The 26,521-nt window shown below is 70.2% G+C and carries 27 protein-coding genes; 10 read left to right on the top strand and 17 right to left on the bottom strand.

Annotated elements, in window-relative coordinates; all coding sequences use genetic code 11:
- Positions 1–70: 70 nt before the first annotated feature.
- The 4 genes from B4K29_RS17265 to mca all read right to left on the bottom strand — a co-directional run bounded on the left by B4K29_RS17265 (position 71) and on the right by mca (position 3,880).
- Complete coding sequence (locus B4K29_RS17265; protein ID WP_240483965.1) at positions 71–1,306, bottom strand: PhoH family protein; 1,236 nt, start codon at positions 1,304–1,306, stop codon at positions 71–73.
- Positions 1,307–1,790: 484 nt separating this feature from the next.
- Positions 1,791–2,558: an isoprenyl transferase gene (locus tag B4K29_RS17270; protein WP_019285502.1), complete on the bottom strand. Its 768-nt coding sequence runs from the start codon at positions 2,556–2,558 to the stop codon at positions 1,791–1,793.
- A gap of 75 nt (positions 2,559–2,633) precedes the next feature.
- A complete protein-coding gene (locus tag B4K29_RS17275) occupies positions 2,634–2,933 on the bottom strand; it encodes a hypothetical protein (protein ID WP_286959195.1) in 300 nt (99 codons plus the stop codon).
- Complete coding sequence (gene mca / locus B4K29_RS17280; protein ID WP_037213412.1) at positions 2,933–3,880, bottom strand: mycothiol conjugate amidase Mca; 948 nt, start codon at positions 3,878–3,880, stop codon at positions 2,933–2,935. Before mca ends, B4K29_RS17275 begins: the two co-directional genes overlap by 1 nt.
- 105 nt (positions 3,881–3,985) lie before the next feature.
- Between mca and B4K29_RS17285 the strand changes: the two genes are divergently transcribed.
- Both B4K29_RS17285 and greA read left to right on the top strand, forming a co-directional pair.
- On the top strand, positions 3,986–4,408 hold the full coding sequence (locus tag B4K29_RS17285) for a DUF4307 domain-containing protein (RefSeq protein WP_019285499.1): 423 nt from the start codon (positions 3,986–3,988) through the stop codon (positions 4,406–4,408).
- A 137-nt stretch (positions 4,409–4,545) separates the two neighbouring features.
- Positions 4,546–5,037, top strand: a complete 492-nt coding sequence (greA, locus tag B4K29_RS17290) for a transcription elongation factor GreA (RefSeq protein ID WP_029211361.1) — start codon at positions 4,546–4,548, stop codon at positions 5,035–5,037.
- A gap of 4 nt (positions 5,038–5,041) precedes the next feature.
- Here the strand turns inward: greA and B4K29_RS17295 are convergent, their stop codons facing one another.
- Positions 5,042–6,367 carry a glutamate mutase L gene (locus tag B4K29_RS17295; protein ID WP_239264397.1) on the bottom strand — a complete coding sequence of 442 codons (1,326 nt, stop codon included), beginning with the start codon at positions 6,365–6,367 and terminating at the stop codon, positions 5,042–5,044.
- 112 nt (positions 6,368–6,479) lie between these two features.
- Here B4K29_RS17295 and B4K29_RS17300 point away from each other — a divergent pair, with 112 nt between their 5' ends.
- Complete coding sequence (locus B4K29_RS17300; protein WP_286959194.1) at positions 6,480–7,445, top strand: acyl-CoA thioesterase; 966 nt, start codon at positions 6,480–6,482, stop codon at positions 7,443–7,445.
- Between the two features lie 18 nt (positions 7,446–7,463).
- Positions 7,464–8,180 (top strand): peptide-methionine (S)-S-oxide reductase MsrA, encoded by a 717-nt coding sequence (gene msrA / locus B4K29_RS17305; protein ID WP_019285494.1) that lies wholly within the window; start codon positions 7,464–7,466, stop codon positions 8,178–8,180.
- 28 nt (positions 8,181–8,208) lie between these two features.
- Here the strand turns inward: msrA and B4K29_RS17310 are convergent, their stop codons facing one another.
- The 3 genes from B4K29_RS17310 to B4K29_RS17320 are packed head-to-tail and all read right to left on the bottom strand — an operon-like array spanning position 8,209 to position 9,485.
- Entirely contained in the window at positions 8,209–8,607 is a 399-nt protein-coding gene (locus B4K29_RS17310; protein WP_051274071.1) for a PIN domain-containing protein, read from the bottom strand.
- Positions 8,604–8,861 carry a type II toxin-antitoxin system Phd/YefM family antitoxin gene (locus B4K29_RS17315; protein WP_029211357.1) on the bottom strand — a complete coding sequence of 86 codons (258 nt, stop codon included), beginning with the start codon at positions 8,859–8,861 and terminating at the stop codon, positions 8,604–8,606. Before B4K29_RS17315 ends, B4K29_RS17310 begins: the two co-directional genes overlap by 4 nt.
- A 51-nt stretch (positions 8,862–8,912) precedes the next feature.
- Positions 8,913–9,485: a maleylpyruvate isomerase N-terminal domain-containing protein gene (locus tag B4K29_RS17320; protein ID WP_029211356.1), complete on the bottom strand. Its 573-nt coding sequence runs from the start codon at positions 9,483–9,485 to the stop codon at positions 8,913–8,915.
- A 79-nt stretch (positions 9,486–9,564) separates the two neighbouring features.
- On the opposite strand from B4K29_RS17320, the gene B4K29_RS17325 reads away from it, so the two are divergent.
- Together B4K29_RS17325 and B4K29_RS17330 are read left to right on the top strand one after the other, a co-directional pair.
- Positions 9,565–10,467, top strand: a complete 903-nt coding sequence (locus tag B4K29_RS17325; RefSeq protein WP_029211355.1) for a helix-turn-helix transcriptional regulator — start codon at positions 9,565–9,567, stop codon at positions 10,465–10,467.
- Positions 10,468–10,489: 22 nt separating this feature from the next.
- On the top strand, positions 10,490–11,017 hold the full coding sequence (locus tag B4K29_RS17330; protein WP_019285490.1) for a GNAT family N-acetyltransferase: 528 nt from the start codon (positions 10,490–10,492) through the stop codon (positions 11,015–11,017).
- Between the two features lie 107 nt (positions 11,018–11,124).
- On the opposite strand, the gene B4K29_RS17335 is transcribed toward B4K29_RS17330, so the two are convergent.
- A complete protein-coding gene (locus B4K29_RS17335; RefSeq protein WP_019285489.1) occupies positions 11,125–11,907 on the bottom strand; it encodes an enoyl-CoA hydratase-related protein in 783 nt (260 codons plus the stop codon).
- Positions 11,908–12,057: 150 nt separating this feature from the next.
- Entirely contained in the window at positions 12,058–12,597 is a 540-nt protein-coding gene (locus B4K29_RS17340; protein ID WP_019285488.1) for a hypothetical protein, read from the bottom strand.
- A gap of 199 nt (positions 12,598–12,796) precedes the next feature.
- Here B4K29_RS17340 and B4K29_RS17345 point away from each other — a divergent pair, with 199 nt between their 5' ends.
- Together B4K29_RS17345 and B4K29_RS17350 are read left to right on the top strand one after the other, a co-directional pair.
- A complete protein-coding gene (locus tag B4K29_RS17345) occupies positions 12,797–13,861 on the top strand; it encodes an SGNH/GDSL hydrolase family protein (protein WP_029211353.1) in 1,065 nt (354 codons plus the stop codon).
- A 52-nt stretch (positions 13,862–13,913) separates the two neighbouring features.
- Entirely contained in the window at positions 13,914–15,137 is a 1,224-nt protein-coding gene (locus B4K29_RS17350; RefSeq protein WP_286959188.1) for an acetyl-CoA C-acetyltransferase, read from the top strand.
- Here the strand turns inward: B4K29_RS17350 and B4K29_RS17355 are convergent.
- From B4K29_RS17355 to B4K29_RS18375, 3 genes are all read right to left on the bottom strand, one after another.
- Positions 15,130–15,441 carry a hypothetical protein gene (locus B4K29_RS17355; protein WP_239264387.1) on the bottom strand — a complete coding sequence of 104 codons (312 nt, stop codon included), beginning with the start codon at positions 15,439–15,441 and terminating at the stop codon, positions 15,130–15,132. The genes B4K29_RS17350 and B4K29_RS17355 overlap by 8 nt on opposite strands.
- 2 nt (positions 15,442–15,443) lie before the next feature.
- Positions 15,444–16,253, bottom strand: a complete 810-nt coding sequence (locus B4K29_RS17360; RefSeq protein WP_286968369.1) for a Bax inhibitor-1/YccA family protein — start codon at positions 16,251–16,253, stop codon at positions 15,444–15,446.
- A 608-nt stretch (positions 16,254–16,861) separates the two neighbouring features.
- Positions 16,862–17,620: a recombinase family protein gene (locus tag B4K29_RS18375; protein ID WP_275702903.1), complete on the bottom strand. Its 759-nt coding sequence runs from the start codon at positions 17,618–17,620 to the stop codon at positions 16,862–16,864.
- Between the two features lie 202 nt (positions 17,621–17,822).
- Here B4K29_RS18375 and B4K29_RS17375 point away from each other — a divergent pair, with 202 nt between their 5' ends.
- Positions 17,823–18,818 (top strand): DNA-processing protein DprA, encoded by a 996-nt coding sequence (locus tag B4K29_RS17375; protein ID WP_144317176.1) that lies wholly within the window; start codon positions 17,823–17,825, stop codon positions 18,816–18,818.
- 57 nt (positions 18,819–18,875) lie between these two features.
- Positions 18,876–20,126: a helix-turn-helix domain-containing protein gene (locus B4K29_RS17380; RefSeq protein WP_144317177.1), complete on the top strand. Its 1,251-nt coding sequence runs from the start codon at positions 18,876–18,878 to the stop codon at positions 20,124–20,126.
- A 48-nt stretch (positions 20,127–20,174) separates the two neighbouring features.
- Here B4K29_RS17380 and B4K29_RS17385 read toward each other — a convergent pair whose 3' ends face one another.
- From B4K29_RS17385 to mobF, 4 genes are read right to left on the bottom strand one after another with little or no spacing between them, the layout of a single operon-like run.
- Positions 20,175–21,068 (bottom strand): DNA adenine methylase, encoded by an 894-nt coding sequence (locus B4K29_RS17385; RefSeq protein ID WP_144317178.1) that lies wholly within the window; start codon positions 21,066–21,068, stop codon positions 20,175–20,177.
- Positions 21,065–22,579: a hypothetical protein gene (locus B4K29_RS17390; protein WP_144317179.1), complete on the bottom strand. Its 1,515-nt coding sequence runs from the start codon at positions 22,577–22,579 to the stop codon at positions 21,065–21,067. Before B4K29_RS17390 ends, B4K29_RS17385 begins: the two co-directional genes overlap by 4 nt.
- Positions 22,580–22,627: 48 nt before the next feature.
- The gene (locus B4K29_RS17395) at positions 22,628–22,858 is read right to left on the bottom strand and encodes a helix-turn-helix domain-containing protein (protein ID WP_313420503.1); all 231 of its coding nucleotides are present in this window, start codon (positions 22,856–22,858) and stop codon (positions 22,628–22,630) included.
- Positions 22,859–22,903: 45 nt separating this feature from the next.
- Positions 22,904–26,455, bottom strand: coding sequence for a MobF family relaxase (gene mobF, locus B4K29_RS17400; protein ID WP_259914337.1), 3,552 nt, complete (start codon positions 26,453–26,455; stop codon positions 22,904–22,906).
- Between the last annotated feature and the right edge of the window lie 66 nt (positions 26,456–26,521).

Here is a 26,521-nt window from a genome sequence, read left to right on the forward strand (position 1 = left end):
GCACTCCTCAGTGCGGGGTTCCCTTGAGCGGAACACCCCTGCCCCGTGGCGCCCCGTCCCCGCACGGTTGTCAGATCTCGAGGCCCTCCAGCAGGTCGGTGACGAGGGCCGCGATCGGGCTGCGCTCGCTGCGGGTGAGCGTGACGTGGGCAAAGAGGGGGTGCCCCTTGAGGGTCTCGATGACCGCCGCGACGCCGTCGTGCCGACCGACCCGCAGGTTGTCGCGCTGCGCCACGTCGTGGGTGAGGACGACGCGGGAGTTCTGGCCGATGCGGGACAGGACCGTGAGCAGCACGTTGCGCTCGAGCGACTGGGCCTCGTCGACGATGACGAACGCGTCGTGCAGCGACCGTCCGCGGATGTGCGTGAGCGGCAGCACCTCGAGCAGGCCACGGTCGATGACCTCCTCGACGACCTCGGTGGAGACGACGGCCCCCAGGGTGTCGAAGACCGCCTGCGCCCAGGGCCCCATCTTCTCGTTCTCGGTGCCGGGGAGGTAGCCGAGCTCCTGGCCACCGACGGCGTAGAGCGGGCGGAAGACGATGACCTTGCGGTGCTGACGGCGCTCCATGACGGCCTCGAGCCCGGCGCACAGCGCCAGCGCGCTCTTGCCGGTGCCCGCGCGACCGCCGAGCGAGATGATGCCGACGTCCGGGTCCATCAGCAGGTCCAGGGCGATCCGCTGCTCCGCGGAGCGGCCGTGCAGCCCGAACGCGTCCCGGTCGCCGCGCACCTGGCGCACCGCGCCGTCGGCGCCGACCCGGCCGAGACCGCTGCCCCGGGCCGAGGACAGCATCAGGCCGGTGTGCACGGGCAGGTCCTTGGCCTCGGGCATCTCGGCGCGGCCGTTCTCGTAGAGCGCGTCCAGCTGCTCCGGCGCGACCTCCAGCTCGACGATGCCGGTCCAGCCCGAGTCGACCTTCCACTCGTGGCGGTACTCCTCGGCGTCCAGGCCGACCGCGGACGCCTTGACCCGCATCGGCAGGTCCTTGCTGACGATCGTCACGTGCCGACCGGAGTCCGACAGGTGCTTGGCCACCGCCAGGATCCGGGTGTCGTTGTCGCCCAGACGGAACCCGTCGGGCAGGACGCGCGGGTCGGTGTGGTTGAGCTCGACGCGCAGGGTGCCGCCGTCGTCACCGACCGCCACCGCGTGGTCCAGGCGGCCCTCCTTGACCCGCAGGTCGTCGAGCAGCCGCAGCGCCTGGCGGGCGAAGTAGCCGAGCTCCGGGTGGTGCCGCTTGGCCTCGAGCTCGGTCACGACCACGACCGGGAGCACCACCTCGTGCTCGGCGAACCGCAGCATCGCCCGGGGGTCGGACAGGAGCACGGAGGTGTCGATCACGTAGGTGCGGCACCCCTCGGCCACCGCGCCCTGTCCGGCGCCGGCGTCCCCGACGGCCTCGGCGTGCGGGACGTCCGGAGCGCCCTCGCCCCGCTGGTCCACCGACGACTCGTCATGGCTGGTCTGCGTCACGCTGACTCCCACGCGCGACGGTGCCGTCGCGCTCGCTCTCGGTCCGGAGGCCGACCCTGGCGCCGGGGCGCCGGGTCCGGCCCCCGTCCGGAGCTCGTGTGGCTCCCTCAACGTCAAGGCCTTCCCATCCGTGCGCTGGATGCGCCGGATGCCGCCACGCTACGTGCGCCCGGTGGTGGTCGCGCGGGATATCCCGCCGCGACGCGTCGGGGTTCAGCCGAAGTTCACCCGCGCGGACCCCTGGCGTCGCGGACGACGGACCGCTCGGGGCAGGGGTGCGCCCGGCGATGCCGGCGGCCGCGCGCGCGAGACCTCAGGAGCCGTAACGCCGTTCGCGGTCGGCATACGACCGCAGGGCCCGCAGGAAGTCGACCCGCCGGAAGTCCGGCCAGTAGGCCTCGCAAAAGTAGAACTCGCTGTGGATGGACTGCCACAGCAGGAAGCCACCGATCCGCTGCTCCCCCGAGGTGCGGATCACGAGGTCCGGGTCGGGCTGGCCCTTGGTGTAGAGGTGGTCGGCGATCTGGTCCACGTCGAGCGTCTCGATGATCTGCTTCAGCGAGCGGCCCTTGTCGGCCTCGGCCCGCAGGAGGTCCTTGACGGCGTCGGCGATCTCGCGGCGTCCGCCGTAGCCGACGGCGATGTTGCAGACGAGGCCGTCGAGCTCGGCCGTGGCCTGCTCGGCGCACCGCAGCGGCGCGGCGGTCTCGGCCGGCAGCAGGTCCAGCGCCCCGACCAGGCGGATGCGCCACCGCTGCTGCTCGGCGAGCGAGGCGACGGCGCCCTCGATGATGCGCAGCAGCGGCGCGAGCTCGGCCTCGGGGCGGTTGAGGTTGTCGGTGGACAGCAGCCACAGCGTGACGAACTCGATACCCACCTCGTCGCACCACTCCAGCAGGTGCTCGATCCGGTCCGCCCCGGCCTGATGGCCCTCGGCCGTGTCAGCGCCCTTGGCCCGCGCCCACCGCCGGTTGCCGTCCAGCATGACGCCGACGTGACGCGGCAGGCCCTCGGTGGGGAGCTGGCTGAGCAGCCGACGCTCGTAGGCGGAGTACAGCGGGTTGCCGACTGAGCTGCGCACGGGGGACCTCCTTCACCGGTGACTCGGCGGACAGCGGGCTCGGCGACGTGCTGCGCGGCACGAACCGTGCCGAGGCTACTCCTGTCGTCCGGACCCTGTCTGCGGACGCCGCCCGTCCTGCTCACGGGGCTCATTGAGCTCATTGAGCTCACTGAACTCACTGAGCTCGCGGCTCCCGCTGTTCTCACTGCGCTCGTTGCGCTCACGCTGCGCCTGCTGCTCCGCGGCCTCGCGGTAGCGCACCCGGCGCAGGTGGCCGTTCATGCTCCGCACGAGCAGCCAGATCGCGAGCGCCAGCAGGAACACGACCACGAAGGCCGCGAAGCCGGGGCCGATCTGGTTGTAGAGGTCGTTGCCGCCGCCACCGGGGTTCATCAGGCTCGCTCCTCGCGCTCGCGCTCGTGCTCCGCCTCGAGGGCCACGCGGCCGTCGTAGGCGATGGACAGGTCCGTCCGCCGACCCAACGCGTCGGCCTCCTCGGGCGTGCCGAGGCCGGCGAACAGGTCGTCCTCGCCCGCCTCGATCGGCACGTAGGACAGCGCCGCCTCGAAGTCGTCGTAGGGCCAGGACTGCTCCTGGATCGCGAGGGGCACCTGGAACCACGTGCCGTCCGGGTCCACCTGCGTGGCGTGGGCCATGAGGGCGGCATCGCGGACGGGGAAGTACTCCGCGCAGTGGATCTTGGTGGTGACGGTCCGCTCGGGGCGGTCGCGCCAGCCCTTGAGCCAGTCGTCGTAGGGGCTCTTGTGCCCGCCGGCCAGCATGGCCTCGTGGAAGGACGTGATGCGCGCCTTGGAGAAGGTCTGGTTGTAGTAGATCTTGAGCGGTTGCCACGGCTCGCCGGCGTGCGGGTAGCGGTCAGGGTCGCCCGCCGCCTCGAACGCCGCCATCGCCACCACGTGGGTCATGACGTGGTCGGGGTGCGGGTAGCCGCCCTTCTCGTCATACGTGGTCATCACGTGCGGGCGGAACTCCCGGACGACGCGGACCAGCGCCTCGGTCGTGACGTCCAGCGGCTCGAGCGCGAAGCACCCGTCCGGCAACGGGGGCAGCGGGTCGCCCTCGGGCAGACCGGAGTCGACGAAGCCCAGCCACACCTGGCCCACGTCGAGGATCTCGCGCGCCTTGGCCATCTCCTGGCGGCGCACCTCGGGCAGGTTGCGCTGGATGTGCGGGTCGTCCTTGAGCTTCTCGTTGAGCACGTCCCCCCGCTCGCCGCCGGTGCAGGTGACGACGAGGACCTCGTGCCCCTCCGCGCGGTAGCGGGCCATGGTGGCCGCACCCTTGCTGGACTCGTCGTCGGGGTGGGCGTGCACGCACATGAGCCGCAGCGGGCCACGGGCGGTGTCGGTCACGAGGGGTCCTTCCGGCGGGACTACGGTGGTGGGCGAACCCCATTGTGCCCCGAACCACCTGCAGGAGCCGACGTGCCTGACGACGCCTACCCGGACGTGGACGAGCGGGACTACGACGAGGAGCTCGAGCAGCCCGTCGTCCCCCGGCTCGGCACGCGTCGGTGGTGGTGGATCGCGGCAGCCATCCTCGTCCCGGCGATCGCGCTCCTCGCCTGGATCGGCGTCCAGAACGCCACGGACGTGGTCACCCACCGGGTCATCAACTACCGCGTCGCCGACGACCGGTCGGTGATGGTGGACTTCGAGGTGACCCGGCCCCGCGGCTGGACCGTGTCCTGCGAGGTGGAGGCCCTGGACGTGCGTTTCGCTCCGGTGGGCACGACCCACGTGCGGGTGCCGGCGGACGACCGCCAGGACACCACGCGCACCAAGACCAGCCTGCGCACGACCTCGCGGGCCGTGACCGGCACCGTCAAGCTCTGCACGCGCGTCTAGCCCCCGGCGAGCACCACCGCGGGGACCAGTTGGTACAATGGAGGCTTACTCGTGCCGGGTCTGGACCTGACGCGCGGCTCTTTCGAGCCTCGTCGCTGCGGTCCGGACCCGAACTTATACCGACCAGGAGAATCATCGTGACCGAGACGACCGCTCAGCAGAGCTTCCTGACCCAGGAGGCCTACGACCGCCTCAAGGGTGAGCTCGAGCAGCTGTCGGGCCCCGGCCGCACCGACATCGCCAAGCGCATCGAGGCCGCCCGTGACGAGGGCGACCTCAAGGAGAACGGTGGCTACCACGCGGCCAAGGAGGAGCAGGGCAAGATGGAGGCCCGCATCCGCCAGCTCAAGCAGCTGCTGGAGACCGCCAAGGTCGGCAACACCCCGCCCGACGACGGCATCGTCGAGCCCGGCATGGTCGTCACGGTCGACCTGTTCGGCGACGACCTGAAGTTCCTCCTCGGCAGCCGCGAGATGGCCGGCGACGAGGACCTCGAGGTCTACTCCGAGAAGTCCCCCCTCGGTGCCGCCATCAACGGCAAGAAGAAGGGCGACCAGGCTTCCTACGAGGCCCCCAACGGCAAGACCATCACGGTCAAGATCAAGGACGCCAAGCCCTACGTCGCCTGAGCGCCTACCCCAGCAGGCGTGCGGCCACGCGGCGCGCCGCCGCCTCGTCCACGCCGGCCAGGAGGCCGACGGCGCACAGCAGGTAGTCCCGGTCGACGGCCGTCCGCGCGTGGTCGGGCACCCGCCACCCGCCGGCCCAGTCGCCGGTGACCGCCCCGAGGACGGCGTCCGCGACGCTGCCCCGCTCCCCCGCACCGCCGCCGTGCCTCAGCGCCCCGCCCGACCCGAGGACCAGGGCGACGTCACCGGTGGGGCGGTCCGGTCGTGCGTGGCGCCGCACCGCGATCGTCGCCGCCAGCCGGGCCAGCTCCGCGTCGTGCCCGCGCTCGTCTGCGTCGGCCGGCAGGTGCCCGGTGTCGGCGTGCACCCTCTCGGCATACGCGCGCAGTCCCTCGCTCACCGCGAGGCCCTCCGCGGGGGCCGCGTCGACGATGGTGGGGGCGTTCCACCGCATCCCGAGGTCCCCCTCGACCGTGCGCATCGCCCACATCGGGCCGACCACGTGCTTGCGCAGCGTCGCGTCCTCGCCCTGCGGCTCGATGACGGAGTAGACGTCGGTCGTCGCCCCACCCACGTCCACGACCAGCACGTCCCCGTCGTGCAGCGCCGAGAGCACCTCGACCCCGCTGAGCACGGCGTCGGGGGTCGCGGCACGCACCAGGGCGGCGAACGTCGGCCCTCTCGACAGGCCCTTGCCGCCGATCACGTGATCGAGGAACACCTCGCGTATGGCGGCGCGCGCACCCTCAGGCGCGATGACGCCGATGCGCGGGACGACGTTGTCGGTGGCGACCACCCGCCGACCGCGCTCTCGCAGGATGGCGACCACCTCGTCGCGGGCCTCGGCGTTGCCGGCCACCACGATCGGCATGGTCACGCGCGCCCGCGCCAGGCGAGTCGCGTTGTGCCGCAGCACCTCTGCGTTGCCCCCGTCGGTCCCGCCGACCAGGAGGACCACGTCGGGGCGGGCATCCCGCAGGTCACGTATGCCCTGTGCGTCGAGCTCCCCCGCGCTGACGTGCACGACCTTGGCCCCCGCGGACAGCCCGACCCGGTGCCCCGCCTCGGCCGTGACCGTCCGCTCGTATCCCACCACCGCCAGCCGCAGCCCCCCGCCCGCGCTGGAGCACAGGAGCACGTCGTCGATCTCCCCTGCGCCGTCCGGCAGCTGCGCCTCGGCGAGGTCACGGACGATGCGGTAGCCGTGCAGCACGTCCGTCCCGACGGTGGTCGGCGTCTCGGCCCGCGCCAGCAGCTCGCCCGTCCCCGTCTCGACGACCACCGCCTTGGTGAAGGTCGAGCCGACATCGACGCACAGCACTCGGGACATGGTCGCCAGGCTATCCACCCGCATCGAACGAGCTCACACGCACAACGGCGCCAGCCGCCACATCGACCTGGGCCGATACCTCGTTGTGCGTGCGGGTCACTAGCCTGGGGCCATGCCCGGCACCCAGCGCAGCGTGACCCTCCGCTTCATGGCGGCACCGACCGACGGCAACGTCCGCGACCGGGTGGGCGGCGGCCGCATGCTGGAGTGGATCGACAAGTCCGGATATGCCTGTGCCGCAGGGTGGTCCGGCACCTACTGCGTGACGGCGTATGTCGGCAACATCCACTTCACCCGCCCCGTCGAGGTCGGCGACCTGGTGGAGGTGCAGTCCCGCGTGGTCCACACCGGGCGCTCGTCGATGCACATCGTGGCGACCGTCTCGTCCGGCGACCCGCGCGACGGGACGCTCACGATCAACACCCAGTGCCTGCTGGTCTTCGTCTCGATGGGTGAGGACGGGCGACCGGCGGCGGTGCCGGAGTTCGTGCCCGAGGACGACTGGGAGCGGGAGCAGCAGGCCCTCGCGCAGAGCCGCATCGAGGGTCGCCGGGCCATCGAGGCCGACATGGAGCGTCAGCGCTACACCGAGGACACGGACGCCTGCCGCGAGACCTTGCGCTTCATGGCGGCGCCGACCGACGTCAACTGGGGCGGCAAGGTCCACGGCGGCATCGTCATGCGGTGGATCGACGAGGCGGCGACGCTGGTGGCCGAGCGCTGGCACCGCGGCAGCGTGATCGCGGTCTACGCCGGCGGCGTCCGTTTCTACCGCCCCCTGCTCATCGGGGCCGTGGTCGAGGTGGAGGCCCGCCTCATCTACACCGGCCACTCCAGCATGCACGTGTCCGTGCACGTGCGCTCCGGCAACCCGCGCACCGGCGAGATGCGCACGACGACCCACTGCACCATGGTGCTCGTGGCCCTCGACGAGGACGGCCACAAGCAGCACGTCCGCTCGTGGAACCCCCAGCGCCCCGAGGACCTCGCCCTGCAGGAGCACGCCAAGGCGCTCATCGACATCCGCGAGCGGCTGCGGCGTCCCATCCCCGCGGCAGCGCCCGACGCCCCGCACTGAGCGTGGGAGGATAGGGGGATGATCTTCGGTCGTTCCACCCCCGTGATGGTCACCCCCGCCGAGGCCCTGCCCGGGCGCGACACCCCGATGGGCGGGCTGGCGGCCCGTCATACGGTCCTCGATGCCCCGCTCACCGGTCCCTGGACCACCGCCGGCGGCTCCCCCGCCGAGATCCTGTATGTCGCGGGCGGGTGCTTCTGGGGGCTGGAGCGCATCTTCTGGAAGCTGCCCGGCGTGGTCGGCACCGCGGTGGGCTACATGGGCGGGTTCACCCCCAACCCGACCTACGAGGAGACGTGCAGCGGTCGCACGGGGCACACCGAGATGGTGCTCGTGGCCTACGACCCGGCGCAGGTCGGCGCCGACCGGATCGTCGCCACCCTCATGGAGAACCACGACCCCACGACCGCCAACCGCCAGGGCAACGACATCGGCACGCAGTACCGCTCGGCGATCTACTGGACCACCCCCCTGCAGGAGGCCCAGGCCCGCGCGGCGTGCGACGCCTTCGACGGGCTGCTCACCTCGCGCGGCCACGGCCACGTGACGACGGAGCTGCGCTCGGCCGAGGACGCGGGCCCGTTCTACTTCGCCGAGGACTACCACCAGCAGTACCTCCACAAGAACCCCGGCGGCTACTGCAACCACGGGCCCAACGGCTACACCTGCCCCGTCGGCCTGGTCTCCTCGGACGACCTGCCCGCCCAGACGACCGTCGAGCCGCCCCGCGCCTGACCGAGACGCGGCCACTGCCGACCACGGGTCAGACGCGCACCACCCGGATCCCGCAGACCTCGCCCAGCACGTCGAAGTCATCATCCTGGGTGTAGACGGGCAGGTCGTTGGCCCGGGCGGTGGCTGCGATCCAGAGGTCGTTGACGTTGACGCGTCGTCCGGCGTCACGGAGCAGGACGCGCATCCGCGCCCACTCCCGCGCCACCGCCTCGTCGACCGGGAGCGCCTCGACCATGGCGAGCGCCGTGGCCGTCGCCATGCGTGCGGCTCGGGTCTCGACGTCGCCGGCTGCGAGGACGCCGGCCTCGATCTCCGCGACGGTGATCACGGAGACGTACGAGCGCTCGGGCAGTGCCTCGGCGGTGACGGGGCGCCCGACCTCGCCGGCGATCCAGACGCTCGTGTCCAGCAGGCCCGCCGCTGTCACCGGATCGGACCGAGGTCGTCGGTGCTGCCTGCGCCGATCCAGGCCTGGTCCTGCGTCCAGGACCCTCCCCGCCCGGGTGCCAGGACGGCAAGGACCTCGTCCCGCTGGAGGTAGCCACGACGACGACGTCCCGGCCGGGTCAGCTCGGCCACGGGCTCGCCGCGGTGGGTGATGGTGAGTCGCTCACCCGCCGCGACGCGGGCGAGGAGCGCGCCGGTGTGGTTGCGCAGCTCTCGCGCGGCGATCGTCGTCATGTGCGCAATCGTAGCCCTCGGCGCACACCATGGACCGGGTGAGGCTCGGGTTCAGGCTCGGCGGCCCGTCCGCGCCAGGACGCGGGCACACCGGTCCGCCCCCTCGGGCACCTCGACGGGTCGGGCGAAGATGCCGGGTGCGTAGGCGTGCTCGCCGAATCCGTCCACGGCGGCGTCGATCTCGTCGAGCTCGGCATCCGTGAGGACCTCGTCGCGGCCCTGGGAGCGTGAAATGTCCCAGCGGTGCACCAGCAGGTCGAAGCCGTAGAAGCGGGTGAGGGTGGCGCCCACGGTCGTGGGGCCGAAGTGGCCGTCGAACGCCTGGTCCCCCACGGCCGGGTCCGCCAGCAGCGCGGCCACGGCCGTCTCGTGCGCGGCCCACCGGTCGGCCGGGGATCCCTCGGCGGTGACCGGCAGGGAAAGGCCGCATCCCTCGACGAAGTCCCGCTCCGTCTGGACGACGTGATCCACCACGTCGGTGGCGGTCCATCCCTCGCACGGGCTGGCGGCGTCCCAGTCGGTCGCCGCCACGACGACCGCCGTGAAGGGCTCGGCGTGCTGCCGCCAGCTCGCGAGGGTGGGGTTGTCGTCGGTCCTGGTGGTCGGGTGGGTGGTGGTGGTCATGAGGGCCTCCTCGGCAGATGGGGAGTCGAGACGGCGGGGCACGTCTGGACCGGACACCCCGACGCTAGGCTCGGCGGGCATGGGCCGTCTTGACGATTCCCGACAGCCGGGCCGGGCGACCGACGACATCGACCGGGCGCACCTGCGCGACCCGGCGGACGACAGCTTCGTGATCAGCCGCTATCTCCCGCCGGACGCGCTGCAGGGCTGGATCAGGCGCTACTGGGTGCCGGTGTGGGACGTGCCGGAGGATCCCGACCAGCCCGACCACTCCGACCAGCCCGACCGGCCCGAGCGGCCCAAGCGAGGGCGCCGGGAGCAGAAGGTCCTGCAGTACCCCGTCACCCTGGCCGTCGTGTCGCCGGTCTACGCACGGTTCGTCGGCCCGCGGCGAGGCCTGTCGATCACGGTCCTGGAGGGACGCGGGTGGGCCTTCGGCGTGATGCTCGCACCCGCCGCCGGCACGCCGCTCCTGGGTGGGCCGGTCAGCGGGATCACCGACCGGTATGTCGACCTGGCCACCGTCCCGTTGCTCGGGGACCTGCCCGAGGCGCTGCGAGCCGTGATGAGCGAGGACCCGAGCGACGAGGCAGCCCACGCCGTCGGCCGCCGGCTGGTGGAGGACCGGGTCGCCCGCCTGGGCCCTCCGGACGTCGAGGACCGGTTGGTGAACGACGTCGTCCGCACCGTCGAGGAGGACGGCTCGGTCCTCACGGTCACCCAGCTGTGCGAGCGGGTGGGCCTGTCCGAGCGGACGCTGCAGCGCCTCACCGAGCGCCGGCTAGGGCTCACCCCGCTGTGGCTCGTCCGTCGTCGCCGGCTGCACGAGGCGGCCGACCGGTTGCGTCACCACGAGGGCAGCCTCGCCGACGTGGCCGCCGACCTGGGGTACGCCGACCAGGCGCACTTCTCGCGCGACTTCCGCACGGCGACGGGCTACTCGCCGCGGGAGTTCGTCATGCTGCAGCGCGGAGGGGCCTGAACCCTCGGCTATCGTGCGCGCCATGGACGACGCCCCGCAGCCTGACCCGACCTCCCTGCTGGACGAGCTGGAGTGGCGCGACGCCACGACCGCCGACGAGGAGCTCCTCGAGGTCGCCACGTGGGTCAACGTCAACTGGCTGCGGCACCGCACCAGCCGTGCGGAGGTCCGCGAGAACCCCCGGCTGGCGCACTACTTCGCCGACTTCGGGCACCGCGGCGGCGACCTCGGCGTGGTCGCCCAGACGCGCACCGAGACCGTCGGCGTCGCCTGGGCCCGGACGTTCTCGGCGCAGGACCCGGGCTACGGCTACGTCGCCGACACCGTGCCCGAGGTGAGCGTCACGGTGTTCGAGGACTACCGCCGCGAGGGGGTCGGACGAGCCCTGCTTGAGCGGCTCGCCGACCGGCTCCGGACCGCGGGGTATGCCGGAGCCAGCCTGTCGGTGGAGGACGGCAACGAGGCGGTCAACCTCTATGGCCGGCTCGGCTATCGCACGGTGGGGCACGACGGCACGGCCGAGACCATGCTCCTCGACCTGCGCGTCTGAGCCGCCGGGCCTGAGCCGTCGACGCTCAGCCGTCGGGCCTGACCTGACGGGCCAGAGCTGTCGAACCTGAGGGGTCCGGCCTGACGTGTCCAGACCCAGGCGGCCGATCAACCCTGCGGGGTGCTGGTGAAGCGAGGGTGCCGCTTCTCCAGGAAGGCGGTCATGCCCTCCTGGCCGTCGACCCCCACCGCGCCGTCCGCCATCGCGGCGATCGCCATCGCATAGGCCTCGGACTGGTCCCGGCCGACCTGGGCGTAGAAGAGCCTCTTGCCTGCGGCGCGCTGGGCGGCGCTGCCACGGGTGACGCGAGCGACCAGGGCGGCCACCGCCTCGTCCAGCTCGTCCTCGGGGACGACCGCGTTGACCAGACCCCACTCCAGGGCGGTGCCCGCGTCCACGACGTCGCCGGACAGGGCCATCTCGAGGGCGCGCTTGCGACCGACGTTGCGCGCCACCGCCACCAGCGGGGTGTGGCAGAACAACCCGCCGCGGCCTCCCGGCAGCGCGAAGCCCGCCGTCTCGGCCGCCACCGCCAGGTCGCAGGTCGCGACGAGCTGGCAGCCGGCGGCCGTGGCGAGGGCGTGCACGCGGGCGATCACGGGCTGCGGCATGGCCTGGACGGTGTCCATCAGCGACGTGCACAGCTCGAACAGCTCGGTGACGTCCTCGGACGTGGCTCCCACCATGTCGCGGAAGCTGTGGCCGGCGCTGAACACCGGGCCCTCCGCGGCCAGCACCACCGCGAGGGTGTCGGTGCTGCCCGCCTCGGCGAGGGCGTCGCGCAGCGCGCGCATCATGTCGACCGACAGGGCGTTGCGCTGCCTCGGGCTGGTCATCGTCACCGTCGTGACGTCGCCGGTGCGGTCGACGCGGACGAGCTCGTCTGCCATGGATCCTCCTCGATCGGGCGTGTCCTGGCAGTCTGGCAAAGGGGGACGAACCTGGGCAGGCCCCGTGGCCCCACGTCGACCGTCGGCCCCTCCCGCGCGCCGAGCGGTCGGGTGCGTCAGACGCTCCGGCGCGTCAGATGCTCCGGCGCGTCAGATGCTCGGGCGCAGCGCCCCGGCCGTCCGCGGCCGCTCGAACGGGGTGAACAGACCCGGCCCGATCGGGCGCAGCGTCAGGACGACCTGCCCCTGGCGATAGACCGGCCGCACGAAGTCCAGGCCCTCGATCCGGGCCTCGGGGTCGATCCGGCCGGGGTGGCCGGGGACGACGAGCTCGTCGATCACGGTCTCCGCCAGCACCCGCCCCGCCGTCATCGCCCCCGCGAGGGTGCACTGGCCGGGAAACACGAACAGCCGCCCGCCATACCGCGCCTCGTGGTCGGCGACGGCGTCGCGCGCCATGACGGCCCAACGGTCGTGGTCGCGGTGCGAGGCGCTGGACCACCGGTGCGGACCCGCGACCTGCGCGGTCACGAGGGCGATGCCGTCGACGACATGGGTGGCCGCAGTGACCACGTCGGTGCCGCGCGTCAGCTGCAGCGCCTGCTGCTCGGCCTGCTGCACCGTGGTCCACCAGCCCGGCAGGACCGCGACGTGCTCGTCAGGGCGGCGCGGAGGTGCGTCGCTGTCCATCGGGGCCCCCTGCACGTCGTCGGCGCAGCAGCGGGAGTCGCCTGCGCCAGACGTCCATTCGACTCGTGCCGAGCATCACCGCGGCCACCCTGACGTGAACGGAAGCCGAACTCGGAGAAGCCAGGTGATGCGCCTCGGGCATTACCGACAGGTAACCGAGTTTGCTTACCCTTGAAGGGACATCGACGCGGCGAACGAGGTGGGGACACTGGGTCTGGGGACGAGGATCGCGCGGGGCGGGGGCTACGGCCTCGCCGGGGCGGCGGGGGTGGGGGCGGCCGGCTACGGCATCCTCAAGGTCGAGGCGCGCATGGTGCGGCGGGTCGTGGGCAAGCCCTTCGAGACCGCGCCGCCGGACTCCGACGTCTATGGCGCCGGCCTCGGCGACCCCATCGAGCTCGGCGTGCTGGGCGACTCGCTGGCCGCAGGGCTCGGCGTCGACCACCGCCGCCAGACGATCGGCGCCACCCTGGCCCACGGCATCTCCGCGATCGCCGGGCGGCCGGTCCGTCTCACCAACGCCGCCGTCGTGGGCGCCGAGTCGACCGACCTGCCCGCCCAGCTCGAGGACCTCCTGGCCCGCGCGCCCGAGCCGCACGTCGTGGTCGTGGTCGTCGGTGGCAACGACGTGACCCACCGCAAGGACGTGCCCGAGGCCGTGGGACACCTCGCCGAGACCATCACGGTGCTGCGGTCGCGCGGCGCCACCGTCATCGTCGGCACCTGCCCCGACCTCGGCACGGTCGAGCCCCTCCCCCAGCCGCTGCGGTGGCTCGTCAGCCGGTGGTCGCGGGACTTCGCGGCCGCGCAGACGGTGGCCGCCGTCGAGGCGGGCGCCCGCACGGTGTCGCTCGGCGATCTCATCGGTCCGGACTTCCTCGCCGAGCCGGCGCTGATGTTCTCCAAGGACCAGTTCCACCCCTCGGCGGCGGGCTACGCCCGGGCGGCGTCGGCGATCCTGCCGTCCGTCGCGTCCGCGCTCGGCCTGTGGCCCGAGTCGGACCGCCCCCTGGAGGTGTCGCGCGGCGAGGGCGTCGGACCGCTGCACGTGGCCGCCGTCCACGCCGTCGCCCACCCCGGCACCGAGGTGAGCGCCGAGGCCGAGACGGAGGACACCGGCGGGGGCCTGTCGCGGACCACGCGCACCCGTCGCGCCGTGCTGCGTCGACTGCGCCGCCCGGACGTGGGCCGGCTGCGGCGACCCCAGGTGACGTCGGCCACCCCGCCTGGCGCGAGCGTGACCGACGAGCCGCAGCCGGGCTAACCTCTCGGCATACCTGCGGGTAGTGAACCCGCACGACACGAAGGAGTGCCGCATGCAGGACGCCGTCATCGTCTCGACCGCACGGACCCCGATCGGCCGGGCCTTCAAGGGCTCGCTCAAGGACGTCCGCCCGGACGACCTCGCCGCCCACGTCGTGCGGGCCGCGCTCGACAAGGTCCCCGGCCTCGACCGCTCGCTCATCGACGACCTCTACCTCGGCTGCGCCGAGCCGTCCGGCGAGCACGGCGCCAACATGGCCCGCGTCGTCGCGATCCTCGCCGACCTCGACCACGTGCCCGCCGCGACCGTCAACCGGTTCTGCGCCAGCTCCGTGCAGACGACCCGCATGGCCTTCCACGCGATCCGCGCCGGCGAGGGCGAGGTGTTCGTCTCCGGCGGCGTCGAGTGCGTCTCCCGCTACAAGAGCTTCGCCGGCGCCGGCGGCTCGGACGACGGCGACAAGAACCCCCGCTTCAAGGACGCCGAGGAGCGCATGAAGCGCATCGCCCAGGACAACACCACCTGGAGCGACCCCCGCGAGGAGGGCCTGCTGCCCGACGTCTACCTGACGATGGGCCAGACCGCCGAGAACGTCGCGACCCTGCGCGGCGTCTCGCGCGAGCGTCAGGACGAGTGGGGCGTCCGTTCGCAGAACCTCGCCGAGGAGGCCATCAAGAGCGGCTTCTTCGCCGAGGAGATCACGCCGGTCACCCTGCCGGACGGCACGGTCGTCTCCACCGACGACGGCCCCCGCGCCGGCGTCACCCTCGACAAGGTCCAGACCCTGCAGCCGGTCTTTCGCGAGAACGGCACGGTCACGGCCGGCAACTGCTGCCCGCTCAACGACGGCGCCGCGGCCGTGGTCGTGATGGCCGCCGACAAGGCCAAGGAGCTGGGCCTGACCCCGCTCGCCCGGATCGTCTCCACGGGCGTCAGCGCCCTGTCCCCCGAGATCATGGGCCTCGGCCCCGTCGAGGCGTCCCGCCAGGCCCTGGCCCGCGCCGGCATGACCATCGGGGACCTGGACCTATACGAGATCAACGAGGCCTTCGCCGCGCAGGTGCTCCCGAGCGCCGACGACCTCGGCATGGACCTCGACAAGCTCAACGTCAACGGCGGCGCCATCGCGCTCGGCCACCCCTTCGGGTCGACCGGCGCGCGCATCACCACGACGCTGCTGCACTCGCTGCAGGCCCGCGACCTGACCTACGGCCTGGAGACGATGTGCGTGGGTGGCGGCCAGGGCATGGCCATCATCTACGAGCGCCTCAGCTGATCTCGCGCCGCACCTGCGCGAGACGCTCCGCGAGCGTCCGTATGCCGCCCGCCTGCCGCCCCTCGGGGTGCAGGCGGGCGGCGTCGTAGGTGCACACCTGGAGCTGGTGCAGCAGGGTCGCCGGGCCGAGCTCGGGCAGCGTCTCGCGGGGTCGCGCCTCGGCGTCGGCCACCTCGTCGGCCAGGGCCTGGGCGAGCTCGCGCACCGGTCCGGACGCGCGAAGCGCGTGGTCCAGCGGCAGCTGCTGCCACCGCCGGACCACGCGCTCCAGCTCGACCCTGACCTCGTCAGGGATCGCGGTCATGCTCAGTCGCGGAAGCGCCCGATGAGGCGAAGCATCTCGATGTAGAGCCAGACGACGGTCACGACGAGACCGTGCGCCAGCAGCCAGGAGTACTTCTCCGGGGCGCCGGAGCGGACGGCGTTGTCGATCGAGTCGAAGTCGAGCGCGAGGGTGAAGGCCGCGAGGCCGGTCGCGAACAGCGAGATCCCGATGCCGATCGGACCGCTGCCACCGAAGCCCCAGCCGCCGCCGACGCCCAGGAGCGCGGCGCCGAGGTTGATGAGGGCGAAGATCGCGTAGCCGATGAGCGCCATGCCCATCATGCGGCGGAACTTGTCGGTGACCTTGATGAAGCCGCCCTTCCAGCCCGCGAACATCGCGCCGAAGACGCAGAGCGTCGCGAGGATGGCGGTCGGGACGGCACCGTCGTAGGCCCGCTCGAAGTTCTGGCTGAGGGCGCCGACGAAGGCACCTTCCAGCACGGCGTAGGTCACGATCAGCGGGACGCTGATGGCCTTCTTGAAGGCGATGACGAGGCCGAGGACCAGCGTGCCGATCATCCCGCCGAAGAGCAGGACGAGGCTGGTGGCGGGCATCATGGCCGAGGCGTACCAGCTGACGGCGCCCACGCCGATGACGATGCCGAACAGCAGCAGGGCCTTCATCATCACGTCGTCCAGCGTGAGGCGGCGCTCGTGCGCGGGGATGACCGGCGGCGCGGCATACATGTCCTGCAGCTGGCCTGCGGACAGGTCGGGCGTGCGCTGCTGGCCGAAGCCGGCGTAGCCGCGCTGCGCCTCCCGGTCGACGCGATCGAAGATCGGGTTGCTCATCGTGGTCTCTCCCAGTGATCGGGCCGTCACGCTCGTGGCGACGGTCTCCTTCAGCATGACGCCACAGCGGCCGGAAATGTTCCCGACAGGCGGCGTAGGTCTCGCGCGCGGCTCGCACCCGGCTGGGTCGGACGGTTCGCGTCTCGTGCACCTCCGTAGAGAGTTTGAGAACCCTGGCCCGGCCCTGAAAACCGTGGCTTCTCGCCTGTCTCGGGGTGCCTACGAGCGTAGCGAACGGCCATCCGAACCCTCGGTGACCGACTCGCGGGGTCGTGTGGTGCGGTCAGTTGGGAAGACTCAAACCTCTCTGAGCGCCGCCGAGGTTGATGAGCTGGTGGCGCTGTACGAGCAGGGCATGACGCTAGCGCAGCTCGGTGAGCGGTTCGGCGTCTACCACCGAACGGTGGCCGCGCACCTCGTCCGCCGTTCCGTCCCGATGCGCGTGCGAGGGCTGGCTGAGGAGCACACGTGCGAGGCTGTGAGGCTCTACGAGGGCGGGATGACCTTGATGGAGGTTGGTCTGCATTTCGGGGTGAGTCAGGGGGCAGTGAAGAGGGCGGTGGCCGCAGCAGGTGCGACCATCCGCCCTCGGGGACGTCGGGTGGCGGTTACAGAGTGAAGTCCTCCTCGGAGTGCTTGGCCTCGTACTCGGCGATCGCCAGCATGATGCCGAGCTCGGGAGTCGCGGGAAGGCTCACGCGGCCTTGCCCGACGACGTAGAGGGGCACGTCGGCCTCGTCCAGCGCCTCGATGATGCGGGCGAACTCGGTAGACGGTCGGCTGAGTCGGTAGAGGTCCGCGACGATGAGCGCCGATGCCTGCCCGTCGCGGATGGTGGCGAGGGCCTGGTCGAGCGCGGGTCGTGTCCGGCCGTTGTCGTGGAACTCGCCGCTGACCTCGTAGCCGAGCTCGGCGGCCAGGCATTGGCAGGCGGCCCGCTGGTGAGCGTGGGTTGCCCAGTTCGGGCGTGCGCTGCGGGTGTAGATCACGGCGCCCATCACGCCACACTCGCCATCGGGTACTTGAGGGACTGTGCCTCGTTCATGCGGCGGGCGGCGACGCTCGACGGCCTCCTGGACGCGGGCGCGGACGAGCAAGATGACACTGACCAGGCCCATGATGAGGAACTTGAGCGCATTCCAGCAGAACAGGAGCACGAGGAGGTTCAGCCAGCCCGGGCCGCCGCCCTCGATCAGCGTGATGCAGTAGTTCGCTGCGAGGAAGTACGGGACCGCGAGGAGCATCGCGAGGATGCCCCACTTCAGGCCGCGGCGGGTGCGGATCGCGTCGAGCGCGATGTTGGTGGGCATGTAACGCCGCAGGTAGTAGCGGGCGTGGGCGCTGAGCGCCCAGAGCAGTCGGATCATGGCGTTTCCTCTCGTGGCACGGTCAGGTGACGAGACAGTGCGTAGAGAGTGGCCCGAGGGCCTGTCCGCGAGGGACGCCACATCAAGGAGGAATCTGCCTCCCCTCCAGAGTACGACGCTCCGGCGACATTCGTAAGAGGTGCGCCCGGGGATTCGGGCGGCGCTCGCGCACCTGTCTGGCACACACGGATGGGAGCCGGGCATGGTCACGATCACTTCTCTCGCCAAGGACGAACGCTCCGCACGGGTCGCCCTGGCATCGACCTTGGAGCCCGACGACGCCGTGACCGGCAGGCTCCTCGCCGCGGTCGGCGCGGTCGAGACCGTGCGCCTGGCAGCCGGTGCCGGCGCACTCCCGAAGAACGTCGATGCGGTCGAGGCCAGGCTGTGGCGCAACAAGGTCGCCCCGCGAATGGATGCCCGCACGGTCACGCAGGCACTCGCGGAGACTGACCGCCTCGGGCTGCGCATCCTCATCCCCAGCGACGATGAGTGGCCGACCGCCCTCAACGATCTGGGCAACCGCGCCCCCACCGCTCTATGGCTGCGAGGCGCTGTCTCCTACCTCACCGCGCCGCTGAACGATCGCGTCACGATCACCGGAGCCCGCGCCGCCACTAGTTACGGCGAGCACGTCACGGGCGAACTCGCCTCCAATCTGACCCATGCTGAGCGGATCATCGTGGCCGGCGGCGCCTACGGCATCGACGCCGCCGCACACCGAGCCGCACTCGCCACAGGCGGGCAGACCCTCGCCGTCATGGTCGGCGGCTTGGATCGCCTCTACCCATCCGGCAATCGTGAGCTGCTGGCACGAGTCGGAGACCTCGGCCTGCTCGCCAGTGAGATGCCGCCCGGCTCCGCGCCGACCAAGTGGCGTTTCCTCGCCCGCAATCGCATCCTCGGTGCCCTCTCCGGTGCAACCGTCGTCGTGGAGGCCGGCTATCGCTCCAGCTCCCTCAACGTCGCCGCCCGCGCTACGCAGCTCGGACGCCCGGTCGGCGCCGTGCCCGGCCCGGTAACCAGTGCCGCCAGCTCCGGCACGCACCGGCTCCTGCGCGAAGGCATCGCGTCCCTCATCACCGACGCCACAGACGTCACGGCCCTCCTCGACTCGCCCGCAGGTGGCGGCGGGCAGGCATTCGCGCGTGAGTCGGGCATCACCCCGTCCGCTCATCGGGAGGGGCGCGCGCTGTAGGCAGCCACTGGTCGGCGTCACCGCCAGTTGTCGCAGGTGATCCCTACGCTGGGGGTCATGATCTTCACCGCTCTGCATCGCGCCCTCGGGGTCGCTCCTGGACCTCTGACGGACGAACTGCTGGATGCGGCGGTGAGCAGCGGAGTCATGGAGACGACCGACCTGGACTGGAAGTCAGAGCTGCCCCCGGCGAAGGGACTACCGCAAACAGACTTCCCCAAGGACGTTGCAGCGATGGCGAACAGCGGCGGCGGCGTCATCGTGTTCGGAGTACGCGAGTCGCAGAAGGCCGCGACAGAGCGAGTCGACGTCGGAGAGTTCGATGAAGCGTACGAGCGATCCCTGCGCTCCGCAGCGATCACCGCTATCTCCCCGCCCGTCTTCGGCCTCAACGTGCACCGCCTCGGAACGGAGGGTGCCCGCGCTGTCGTCGTGGAAGTGCCGGCAAGCGTTGACGGGCCACACCTGATCTACCGCAACGACTACTTCGGCGCTCCGGTGCGCAACGACTCCGACACCGTATGGATGAAGGAACGACAGATCGAGGCGATGTACCGAGCACGCTTCGATGAACGCCGCCACGCCAGCGAAGCGCTCGACAACCTGTATGCCGAGACCGCGGGCGGCCGCGCCACGAGCGAACGCGCCTGGCTGATCGCTGTCGCCCACCCGCGCGTCCCTCGCCTCCACAACCGCCTGACGCGCGACGGAGCGCGCGACGTACTGACCAAGGCCGAAGGCCTCGCCCTGTTCTACGCCGGACGTGGAGGTGTGCACCCGCTGGAAAACGTCGACCGGCACAACCCACGACCGGGATCGCGGCGCTGGGTCGCCGTCAACACCGCAACGGGCGACAGATCACAGTGGAAGGAAGCATGGGCAAGTCTCCACCACGACGGATCAGTCACGCTCGCAGCCGCAATCGGCGGCCACCGCATGAGTAGCGACGGGTACTTCGAGGGATCGCAGGTCCAGTCGGACGCGGTCGAGTGCGGCGTCGCAGGCCTGATGGCTCTCATCCGGACGACCGCCGACGCGACGGGCAACGACGAGTACGACGTGCGCGTCGGGATCGAGTGGACCGGATCAGAGGCCCTGACGATCCTCACGGTGGATAACTTCGGCCACTCCTACGGTGGTGTCTCCACACCGTTGCACCGCTACATGCCTGTCGAGAGCACCGTGAACGCGGCGGCTGCCGACCTTGACTTCTACTGGCGTGTTCACGACCTCGCTCAGGATTGCGTCAACCAAGGCGGCGTATCAAACGTGCGGCTGATCCGTCCGCCCGAGCGCGAGGAGGCATAGTTCTTCCGCCTCCTCTGCGGTGGGCGGCCCTCGTCCCGTAGGAGCTGGCTACGTCAACGTTGTCGGCGTGAGCGGCCAGCCCTGTCCGATCTCCGGAACGGATTCAGAGAGCACGGCGACCTCAGTGGCTTTGCCGACGCGATGCGCTGAGTAGTGGAGCTCAAACTCTCGACGCCGACGCGCCGCGTAGAGCTCCGCCACCTGTGGAGCGTTGTCATAGGTAAGAATCCACGGCCTGTCTGCGACGGAGTTGAGGACCCGCGCAAGGTCTTCGTGGTCGGTTGCAGAGAAGGCGTTGAGGTACAACGAACCGGCCTTCTCGAAGTAGGGCGGGTCGGCGTAGATGAAGACATCGTCCTTGGGAGCGTACTCAGCGATGACCTCAATACCATCGCGCGACGTCGGGACGATGTTGTCTGCATAGAGCGACAGTATTCGGATACGTTCAGCAAGGCCGTCCCGGTTGAAGCGGGCGTCGATCTTGTAATTACCCGTTTGGTCTAGCCCGCCGATCGGGCCGCCGTTGAGCACCCCGGACCTGTTCGTGCGATTGAGATAGAAGGTGGCAAATCCGAGCTGTGACAGATCGCTGGTGTCGGCGGCAACATAGATTTCGCGCTGCCGCCGCCACTCGGTGACGTCAAGCTTGGCCTTGTGGATTCGCTCGATCAGCCATCCGGGCTCGGACTGAACCGTAGTCCAGAATGCGTGGATAGCCGGGTCGAGGTCGTTGATGACGACGCGCTCGACTTGCCCCGTTACCAGGAGACTGAGACCGGCGCCGACTCCGCCCGCATACGGCTCGACGTAGGTGCAGCCTGCGAGGTCCATATCGCGGATCATCTTGCGCAGGCGCGAGTACAAGGCAGACTTTCCGCCCGGGTACCGGAGCGGTGAGATTCGCGGGCGTCGTGTGGACACCCCGATGGCGCTCGTGCTCATGGCTTCATCACGTATCTCATGATCGAGTCGATGGAGGCCCACATTGAGAACGTTTGGTCGGGATCGACTAGGAAGTGGTGGTTGTGGTTGATCGCATTGAGCGAGTCGCCTGAGTTCGTGTACGTAACGAGCTTCCCTGTCCTGACGCCCTCGATGACCTGGATCAGGTGCTTCGGGCCGTTCGCCTTGACGTGTTCCAAGAGCCAGTTCAGGGCGTGGCCAAGTTGGACACGGCCGTTCTGGTTGTTCCCGGAGCCCTTGATGTCGATCGACTTTGCCTCCGCATACGCCTTGATCGACTTTTCCAGTACGGCCCGGATCATTAGGAAGGTGGCGTTAGGGAACTTTTGCACGTCGACCTCAGACAGTTCGCCGAGCAGCAGTTTCAACCCTTCGGGGTAACTCGCGGGAGCCTTGATCTGCCCGAGGTCGAGGTTCCTGAGCTTCTTCTTGGCTGGACGCTTCCTCGGAGGCTTCGGCTCCGCGGTGCCAGGCGCAGCGCTCGGAGGTTCTCCGAGACCAGGTGCCCCCGTGGGCGGAGTCGGCTTAGCGCCGGGGCCACCGGGCGGTGGGTTGTTCCCTCCGTCGGGAGTCGTCCCTGTAGTTGGGGTTGTGGGGTTAGGCGGAGCTGCTTCTCCCGCGTCAGCAACGATCTGACGCAGTTCCTTCATCAGCTGCGTGTAGCGAGGACTTGAGACCGAGTTCAGGCTGCGCGTGTTGATGTTCTCGTCGTACATCCCGCGAACGATTGCCGTAGCAACATCTTTGAAGACTTCGTCCGAGAGCGTCTTCGTGACGTTGCCGTCTGAATCCATCGTAAGCCCCGTCAGGTCAAGGAACTCTTTCGACTCGTAGATGCGCGCCAGCGTCGATAGGCCCCTGGCCCACTTCTTTGTTGCAAGGAAGTCTTGAAGCTCGGCCTCGTCGTAATGCACGGACTTGAAGAGATTGATGATGTGCGCTCGAAAGACGAATTTGCGAACGTCGATCGTGGGATACCTAGTCAGAAGTTCACGGAGCTTCCTCCCCGCGTCGATCTGCGCCTGGAAGAACGCCGCCTGCCTGCTGGGACTCCAGGCCCGCCGCAGGTTCCCGGTGTGGATAGCCGCGATCAACTGATCCGCTTCGGTCTGGTTCGGTGCAACCATGACCCGGACCTTCGCGAGCGCAGAGCGGTCTGGCAGAAGGGCCGCCAGCGACGCGACTCGCGCCTGATAGTCGGGGACCAACATCGGGTTCTGGATGGCTTTGAGTGCAGCGAGCCTGCGGTTCCCCTCAACCATCACATACTTACCGCGTCGCTTTAGGACGACCGGCGTCTCGTGTGTCAGATAGCCGACCTTGCAGATGCCCTCGACAAGCGCTAACGCATCTTCGTTGACGAACAGGTCTTCAATGATGTCGGCCTCGACCTTCGCGTCGGCCACTTCAAGGCGAACGTTTTTTGGATCGAGTTGGATTTCTTTCAGGACGTCAAGCTCAACTTCGGGCCAGTTCGAAGTATCTAGCATTTGTCACCGCCTAGGACACTGTTCATCTCGGACAGTGCCGTCACGACCTCACTCATTGTGCTCTGCTCCTGCCTGCGGCAGTGAACCGCGGACGTACGCAAGGACATCGCTCCTCACGAAGCGCCAAGCGCGTCCCACCTTCTCTCCGGGCAGCGACCCCGCGCGGGCGAGTGAGAGCACTGTCTTGGTGGAGACACGCAAGAGCGCTGCCGCTTCATCAGCGGTCAGAACCTCGTTATCTTCCGGCATCTTCTCGTAGCCTCCTTGTACGGGACACATCTTCACGCTACCAGGTCGCGGGCTTCGTAGGTTGGCGTTCAGGCGCTACAAGGAGCGTCGGACCGGCCTAGTAGTAGCAGGCGATTGACGTGCGCTGTTCGGTTCTCTTTCGAGCGAGCGGGTTCGGTCAAGCGCAGCACGGGCGCGGGCGACGTCGATCTTCTGCGTCTCGGCTTCGGCGGGTGCTCCGAGGGGTGCGGGTCCGGTGATGCCGTAGCGGTCGCGGTAGGCGGCGATGGTGCGCGCGGCGTTCCGCCATGCCTGGGCCGCTCGTGCAGTCTTGGGTGGGGTTCCGAGTTTCGTGATCCACTCGTGTTTCTCGGTGAGTGCGGTGTCGAGGAGAGCATCGGCCCGGGCTTCGATGAGGTCGCGTCGCTCGGTCAGCGCTTGCCGCATCTCGGATGGCATGATGCCGGTGGCTTCGGGGATGAGGCCCACGATGAGACGTGGTGTTCTGCGTGCACGCCCGGCTCCCGCTGGCCTGGCGGTCGCGCGGGCAAGACGGTAGTGCAGGACCGCGGCGATGTCGTCGGCGTCCCCGAACCCGCGTGCTCGCACGAGGCGCGGCAGCAGGGTCTCGACGTCGTGCTGGTTGGCCTCGGCCCGACGGAGCTCGGCAGTCAGCGCTCCGAATGCGGGTGAGGCGATCGCGTCCTCGGCGTCGTCGTCGCTGAGCCCAGACGAGCGGACGAGCGCGGCCCAGCGGTCGTGTTGGGCGGCGGCGGCCAGGGTCTCGTACTCGGCGGTAAGCTGCGCGATCGAGGCCCAGGTGTCCTGCTCCGCAGTGATCGTCTCGTGCGCCGACAGCTCGGCACCGACGTGCTGCAGCACCCCGAACAACACGGACCGGGCTGTCGCCTCGGTGTTGTCGCCGGGGCGAGGGCCGTCGTGGGCGGGGTCGGGCTTGTCGACGGCGACGTAGGCGATGTTCTGCTCGCGCCCCCTCGTCATGGCGACATAGAACGTCTCTCTGGTCATCGACGCATCCGCCAGGACGTGCGAGGAGTCCACGGTGATGCCCTGCGCCCGGTATGACGTCACGGCGTAACCGAGATCGAGGTGTTCGGCCGCGTACTCGGCCGGGACCACGACCGAGGCGCCCCACGTGCGCCCTGCGCGGCGGAGGGTGAGAGCGCCGTCGTCACGGACCTCGGTGACCGTCCACCTATCGCCGTTGCGGACCCAGGACCGTCCCGCGCGGAGGCGGCGGTCGTTGCGGCGAGTGATGACCGTATCCCCGACCGCAGCCCTCATTCCGTCGTGCAGTTCGACCTCACGGCGGGCGTTCACGGTGCCGTCGAGGATCAGATCAGCGCGTGCCCGGTTGTTGAGCGCCTGGACGGACTCGTTCGAGGCGGTCACGAGCACACTGGCTCGCCCGGCGAGTGTGTCGTTGCGCCAGGCGGTGTAGGCGACGTCGATCATCTCCTCCGTCTCACCACCTCGGATGCGACCGTGTTCGGTGTAGGTGTCGATGACATCGGTGCGCCCATGCCGCAGCGCGAGGGACGCGGTCTTCTCCCACGGGTGGACGAACCGGTGCACGTCGACCAGCTCCGGGGCGTCGTCACGGTCGTGGACGAGGAGGGAGAACGCGCCACCGGCGGTGACGGACTGAAGCTGGGCGTGGTCCCCGACCAGCAGCACCTTCGCCCCGGCCTCCGCCGCCAAGGCGGTGATGCGGTCAAGGGAGAGCGTGCCCGCCAGCGATGCCTCGTCGACGATGACGAGCTGACCCTTGCGGAACGTCTCGCCGGCGCGGTCGTGAGTGTCGAGCCACTTGGCCGTGTTCTCGGTCTGGATGCCGAGGTCATCGGCCAGGACCTGCGCGGCGACCGCGGACGGCGCAAGCCCGACCACGCTGCCACGTCCGTGCTCGCGTTCCCACGCCCGCCGCAACGCTGACATCGCGGTGGTCTTCCCCGCCCCAGCAGGGCCGACCAGCACATCGACCACCCGGCCCGAGAGCGCGATCTTCGTCAGTGCGGCCGCCTGGTCGTCACCGAGCATCCGGCCCTTGCTGTCGGGCCGCTTCGTAACCCGTTCGACGGTGGTCAGCGGCACGGTCGGTGCGGTGGTGGTGTGGGCGCGTTCGAGGAGGCGGTCTTCGGCGGCCAGCAGCTCCTCGGAGGAGAACAGCGCGGAGTGCTTCGGCCGGAACACGCTCGTGCCGTCCGGTCGGCGGAACGCGGCCGGGCTGGATGCGAGCTCGGGCGGGGTCAGGCGCAGCGAAGCGGCTTCGGCGGCGTCTACGACCAGGCCGACGATAGCTTCGCGATCCTCTGTCGACGCGAACCGGTAGGCCATCGTCTGCCGCGCGGCCTCGGCAGTGAGGTTCCAGCGATGCCAGGTGGATCGCTTCTCACCGACCGCAGCCACAACGTCTGCCCCGAGCGAGTCGATCACATCCAACGGCACGTCGTCCGCGCGCAGCAGCAACGGCTCCTTGTTTGCCGTCACGCCGCGCGCCCACGAGGTCGTATCCGACCCGAGCACCTGCCCGGCCCGTTCCCGCCAGGAGGCGGTGAGGTCAGCCAGCGACCGGACTTCCTTCTCCGGCCGGGTCGAGAGGGTGGCCTGGGCGCGGAGCTTCATGATCGTCGCCGGCGACGGCCGCCGCCCATGCGCGTCGACGTACTGGCCGATGAGGCGGTCGGTCTCGGCATCAATGTGCCGGGCACGGGTGGAGAACTCCTTCACCATCGCCTCGGGCACCGCGGCGATCGCCCACGCGGGGTTGCGGTCGCGGCCCATGTCGCGCGCCTCCCACGAGACGCCAAACGAGCGAGTGAGGTGGTCAGCGAACACCGCCTCGTGCAGCTCGGAGAGGGCGACCACGGCGGCGTGCATCGGCCGCCCATCCAGCGACCGCCATTTGCCATCGAGGACGGTCTGCACCTTGTTGCTGATGACGACATGCGTGTGCAGGTGCGGGTCGCCCGCCCGGCTGTCGTAGTGATCGAACGCCGTGGCGACCAGACCTGCGACGTCGACCTGTGCAACCGCGCCGTCGCGGTCGGTTGCGCCGGTGCGGGTGGCTGCAACCTCCCGCTCCATGAACGCAACCACCTCCGCAACCGCAGCGTGATGCGCGTCCGCGATCAACGCCTGCGTCCCCGCGTCCGCGACCGCCCAGAGCACGCTGGCGGACTTCGGGATCGAGAACGTGAAGTCGAACCCCGCAACCGCCCGCCGCGTCCCGCGCCCGGCCTCCTCCGTGTCGATGGCCGCGACCGCCTCCGCGCGTGACGCCGGCCCGAGTGCGGGATCAAGCGCACTGGTACGTGCCTCGATCCGCTCGGCCACGGTTCGGTATTCGGGGTACGCGCGGCCCAGCGGTTCACCGGTGATCGGGTCTCGACCCATGCCGACCAGCAGCTGGAGCTGGGCTTCGGAGACCTGATCACCCACGCTGATCCGCCCGCCGCCGAGTGTGGCGACCCCGGCACCGAGCCAGCGACCGGGCGGGGTGCCCTCGGCGTTGTAGTAGCGCGTCAACGGAGTCGAGAGCGAGCGGTCGCCGTCGCCGGCCGCGACAGTGCGCAACAGGTACTTATACCCGTCACCCGCCGACATCACGCGCATCGAAACCGTCATCCGGCCCGCCCTCTCTGCCTGCTCACGAGGTGAGCAGCGGCCCGCCGAAGGCGGGCTCAACCTCGA

Source organism: Arsenicicoccus sp. UBA6765 (assembly GCF_002453335.1).
GTDB classification, from domain to species: Bacteria; Actinomycetota; Actinomycetes; order Actinomycetales; family Dermatophilaceae; genus Arsenicicoccus; species Arsenicicoccus bolidensis.

What these genes read in the sequence shown, in the direction of transcription:
- B4K29_RS18375 (WP_275702903.1), bottom strand. Translation starts at nt 17,620, where the DNA reads ATGATCCGACTGCTCTGGGCGCTCAGCGCCCACGCCCGCTACTACCTG.
- mca (WP_037213412.1), bottom strand. Translation starts at nt 3,880, where the DNA reads ATGTGCGTGCACGCCCACCCCGACGACGAGTCCAGCAAGGGTGCGGCC.
- B4K29_RS17340 (WP_019285488.1), bottom strand. Translation starts at nt 12,597, where the DNA reads ATGGACAGCGACGCACCTCCGCGCCGCCCTGACGAGCACGTCGCGGTC.
- B4K29_RS17375 (WP_144317176.1), top strand. Translation starts at nt 17,823, where the DNA reads ATGGTCACGATCACTTCTCTCGCCAAGGACGAACGCTCCGCACGGGTC.
- msrA (WP_019285494.1), top strand. Translation starts at nt 7,464, where the DNA reads ATGATCTTCGGTCGTTCCACCCCCGTGATGGTCACCCCCGCCGAGGCC.
- B4K29_RS17380 (WP_144317177.1), top strand. Translation starts at nt 18,876, where the DNA reads ATGATCTTCACCGCTCTGCATCGCGCCCTCGGGGTCGCTCCTGGACCT.
- B4K29_RS17360 (WP_286968369.1), bottom strand. Translation starts at nt 16,253, where the DNA reads ATGAGCAACCCGATCTTCGATCGCGTCGACCGGGAGGCGCAGCGCGGC.
- B4K29_RS17350 (WP_286959188.1), top strand. Translation starts at nt 13,914, where the DNA reads ATGCAGGACGCCGTCATCGTCTCGACCGCACGGACCCCGATCGGCCGG.
- B4K29_RS17275 (WP_286959195.1), bottom strand. Translation starts at nt 2,933, where the DNA reads ATGAACCCCGGTGGCGGCGGCAACGACCTCTACAACCAGATCGGCCCC.
- B4K29_RS17395 (WP_313420503.1), bottom strand. Translation starts at nt 22,858, where the DNA reads ATGTGTCCCGTACAAGGAGGCTACGAGAAGATGCCGGAAGATAACGAG.
- B4K29_RS17330 (WP_019285490.1), top strand. Translation starts at nt 10,490, where the DNA reads ATGGACGACGCCCCGCAGCCTGACCCGACCTCCCTGCTGGACGAGCTG.
- B4K29_RS17315 (WP_029211357.1), bottom strand. Translation starts at nt 8,861, where the DNA reads ATGACGACGATCGCCGCGCGAGAGCTGCGCAACCACACCGGCGCGCTC.
- B4K29_RS17320 (WP_029211356.1), bottom strand. Translation starts at nt 9,485, where the DNA reads ATGACCACCACCACCCACCCGACCACCAGGACCGACGACAACCCCACC.
- B4K29_RS17325 (WP_029211355.1), top strand. Translation starts at nt 9,565, where the DNA reads ATGGGCCGTCTTGACGATTCCCGACAGCCGGGCCGGGCGACCGACGAC.
- B4K29_RS17385 (WP_144317178.1), bottom strand. Translation starts at nt 21,068, where the DNA reads ATGAGCACGAGCGCCATCGGGGTGTCCACACGACGCCCGCGAATCTCA.
- B4K29_RS17300 (WP_286959194.1), top strand. Translation starts at nt 6,480, where the DNA reads ATGCCCGGCACCCAGCGCAGCGTGACCCTCCGCTTCATGGCGGCACCG.
- B4K29_RS17335 (WP_019285489.1), bottom strand. Translation starts at nt 11,907, where the DNA reads ATGGCAGACGAGCTCGTCCGCGTCGACCGCACCGGCGACGTCACGACG.
- B4K29_RS17295 (WP_239264397.1), bottom strand. Translation starts at nt 6,367, where the DNA reads ATGTCCCGAGTGCTGTGCGTCGATGTCGGCTCGACCTTCACCAAGGCG.
- B4K29_RS17355 (WP_239264387.1), bottom strand. Translation starts at nt 15,441, where the DNA reads ATGACCGCGATCCCTGACGAGGTCAGGGTCGAGCTGGAGCGCGTGGTC.
- mobF (WP_259914337.1), bottom strand. Translation starts at nt 26,455, where the DNA reads ATGACGGTTTCGATGCGCGTGATGTCGGCGGGTGACGGGTATAAGTAC.
- B4K29_RS17390 (WP_144317179.1), bottom strand. Translation starts at nt 22,579, where the DNA reads ATGCTAGATACTTCGAACTGGCCCGAAGTTGAGCTTGACGTCCTGAAA.
- B4K29_RS17265 (WP_240483965.1), bottom strand. Translation starts at nt 1,306, where the DNA reads ATGCTGCGGTTCGCCGAGCACGAGGTGGTGCTCCCGGTCGTGGTCGTG.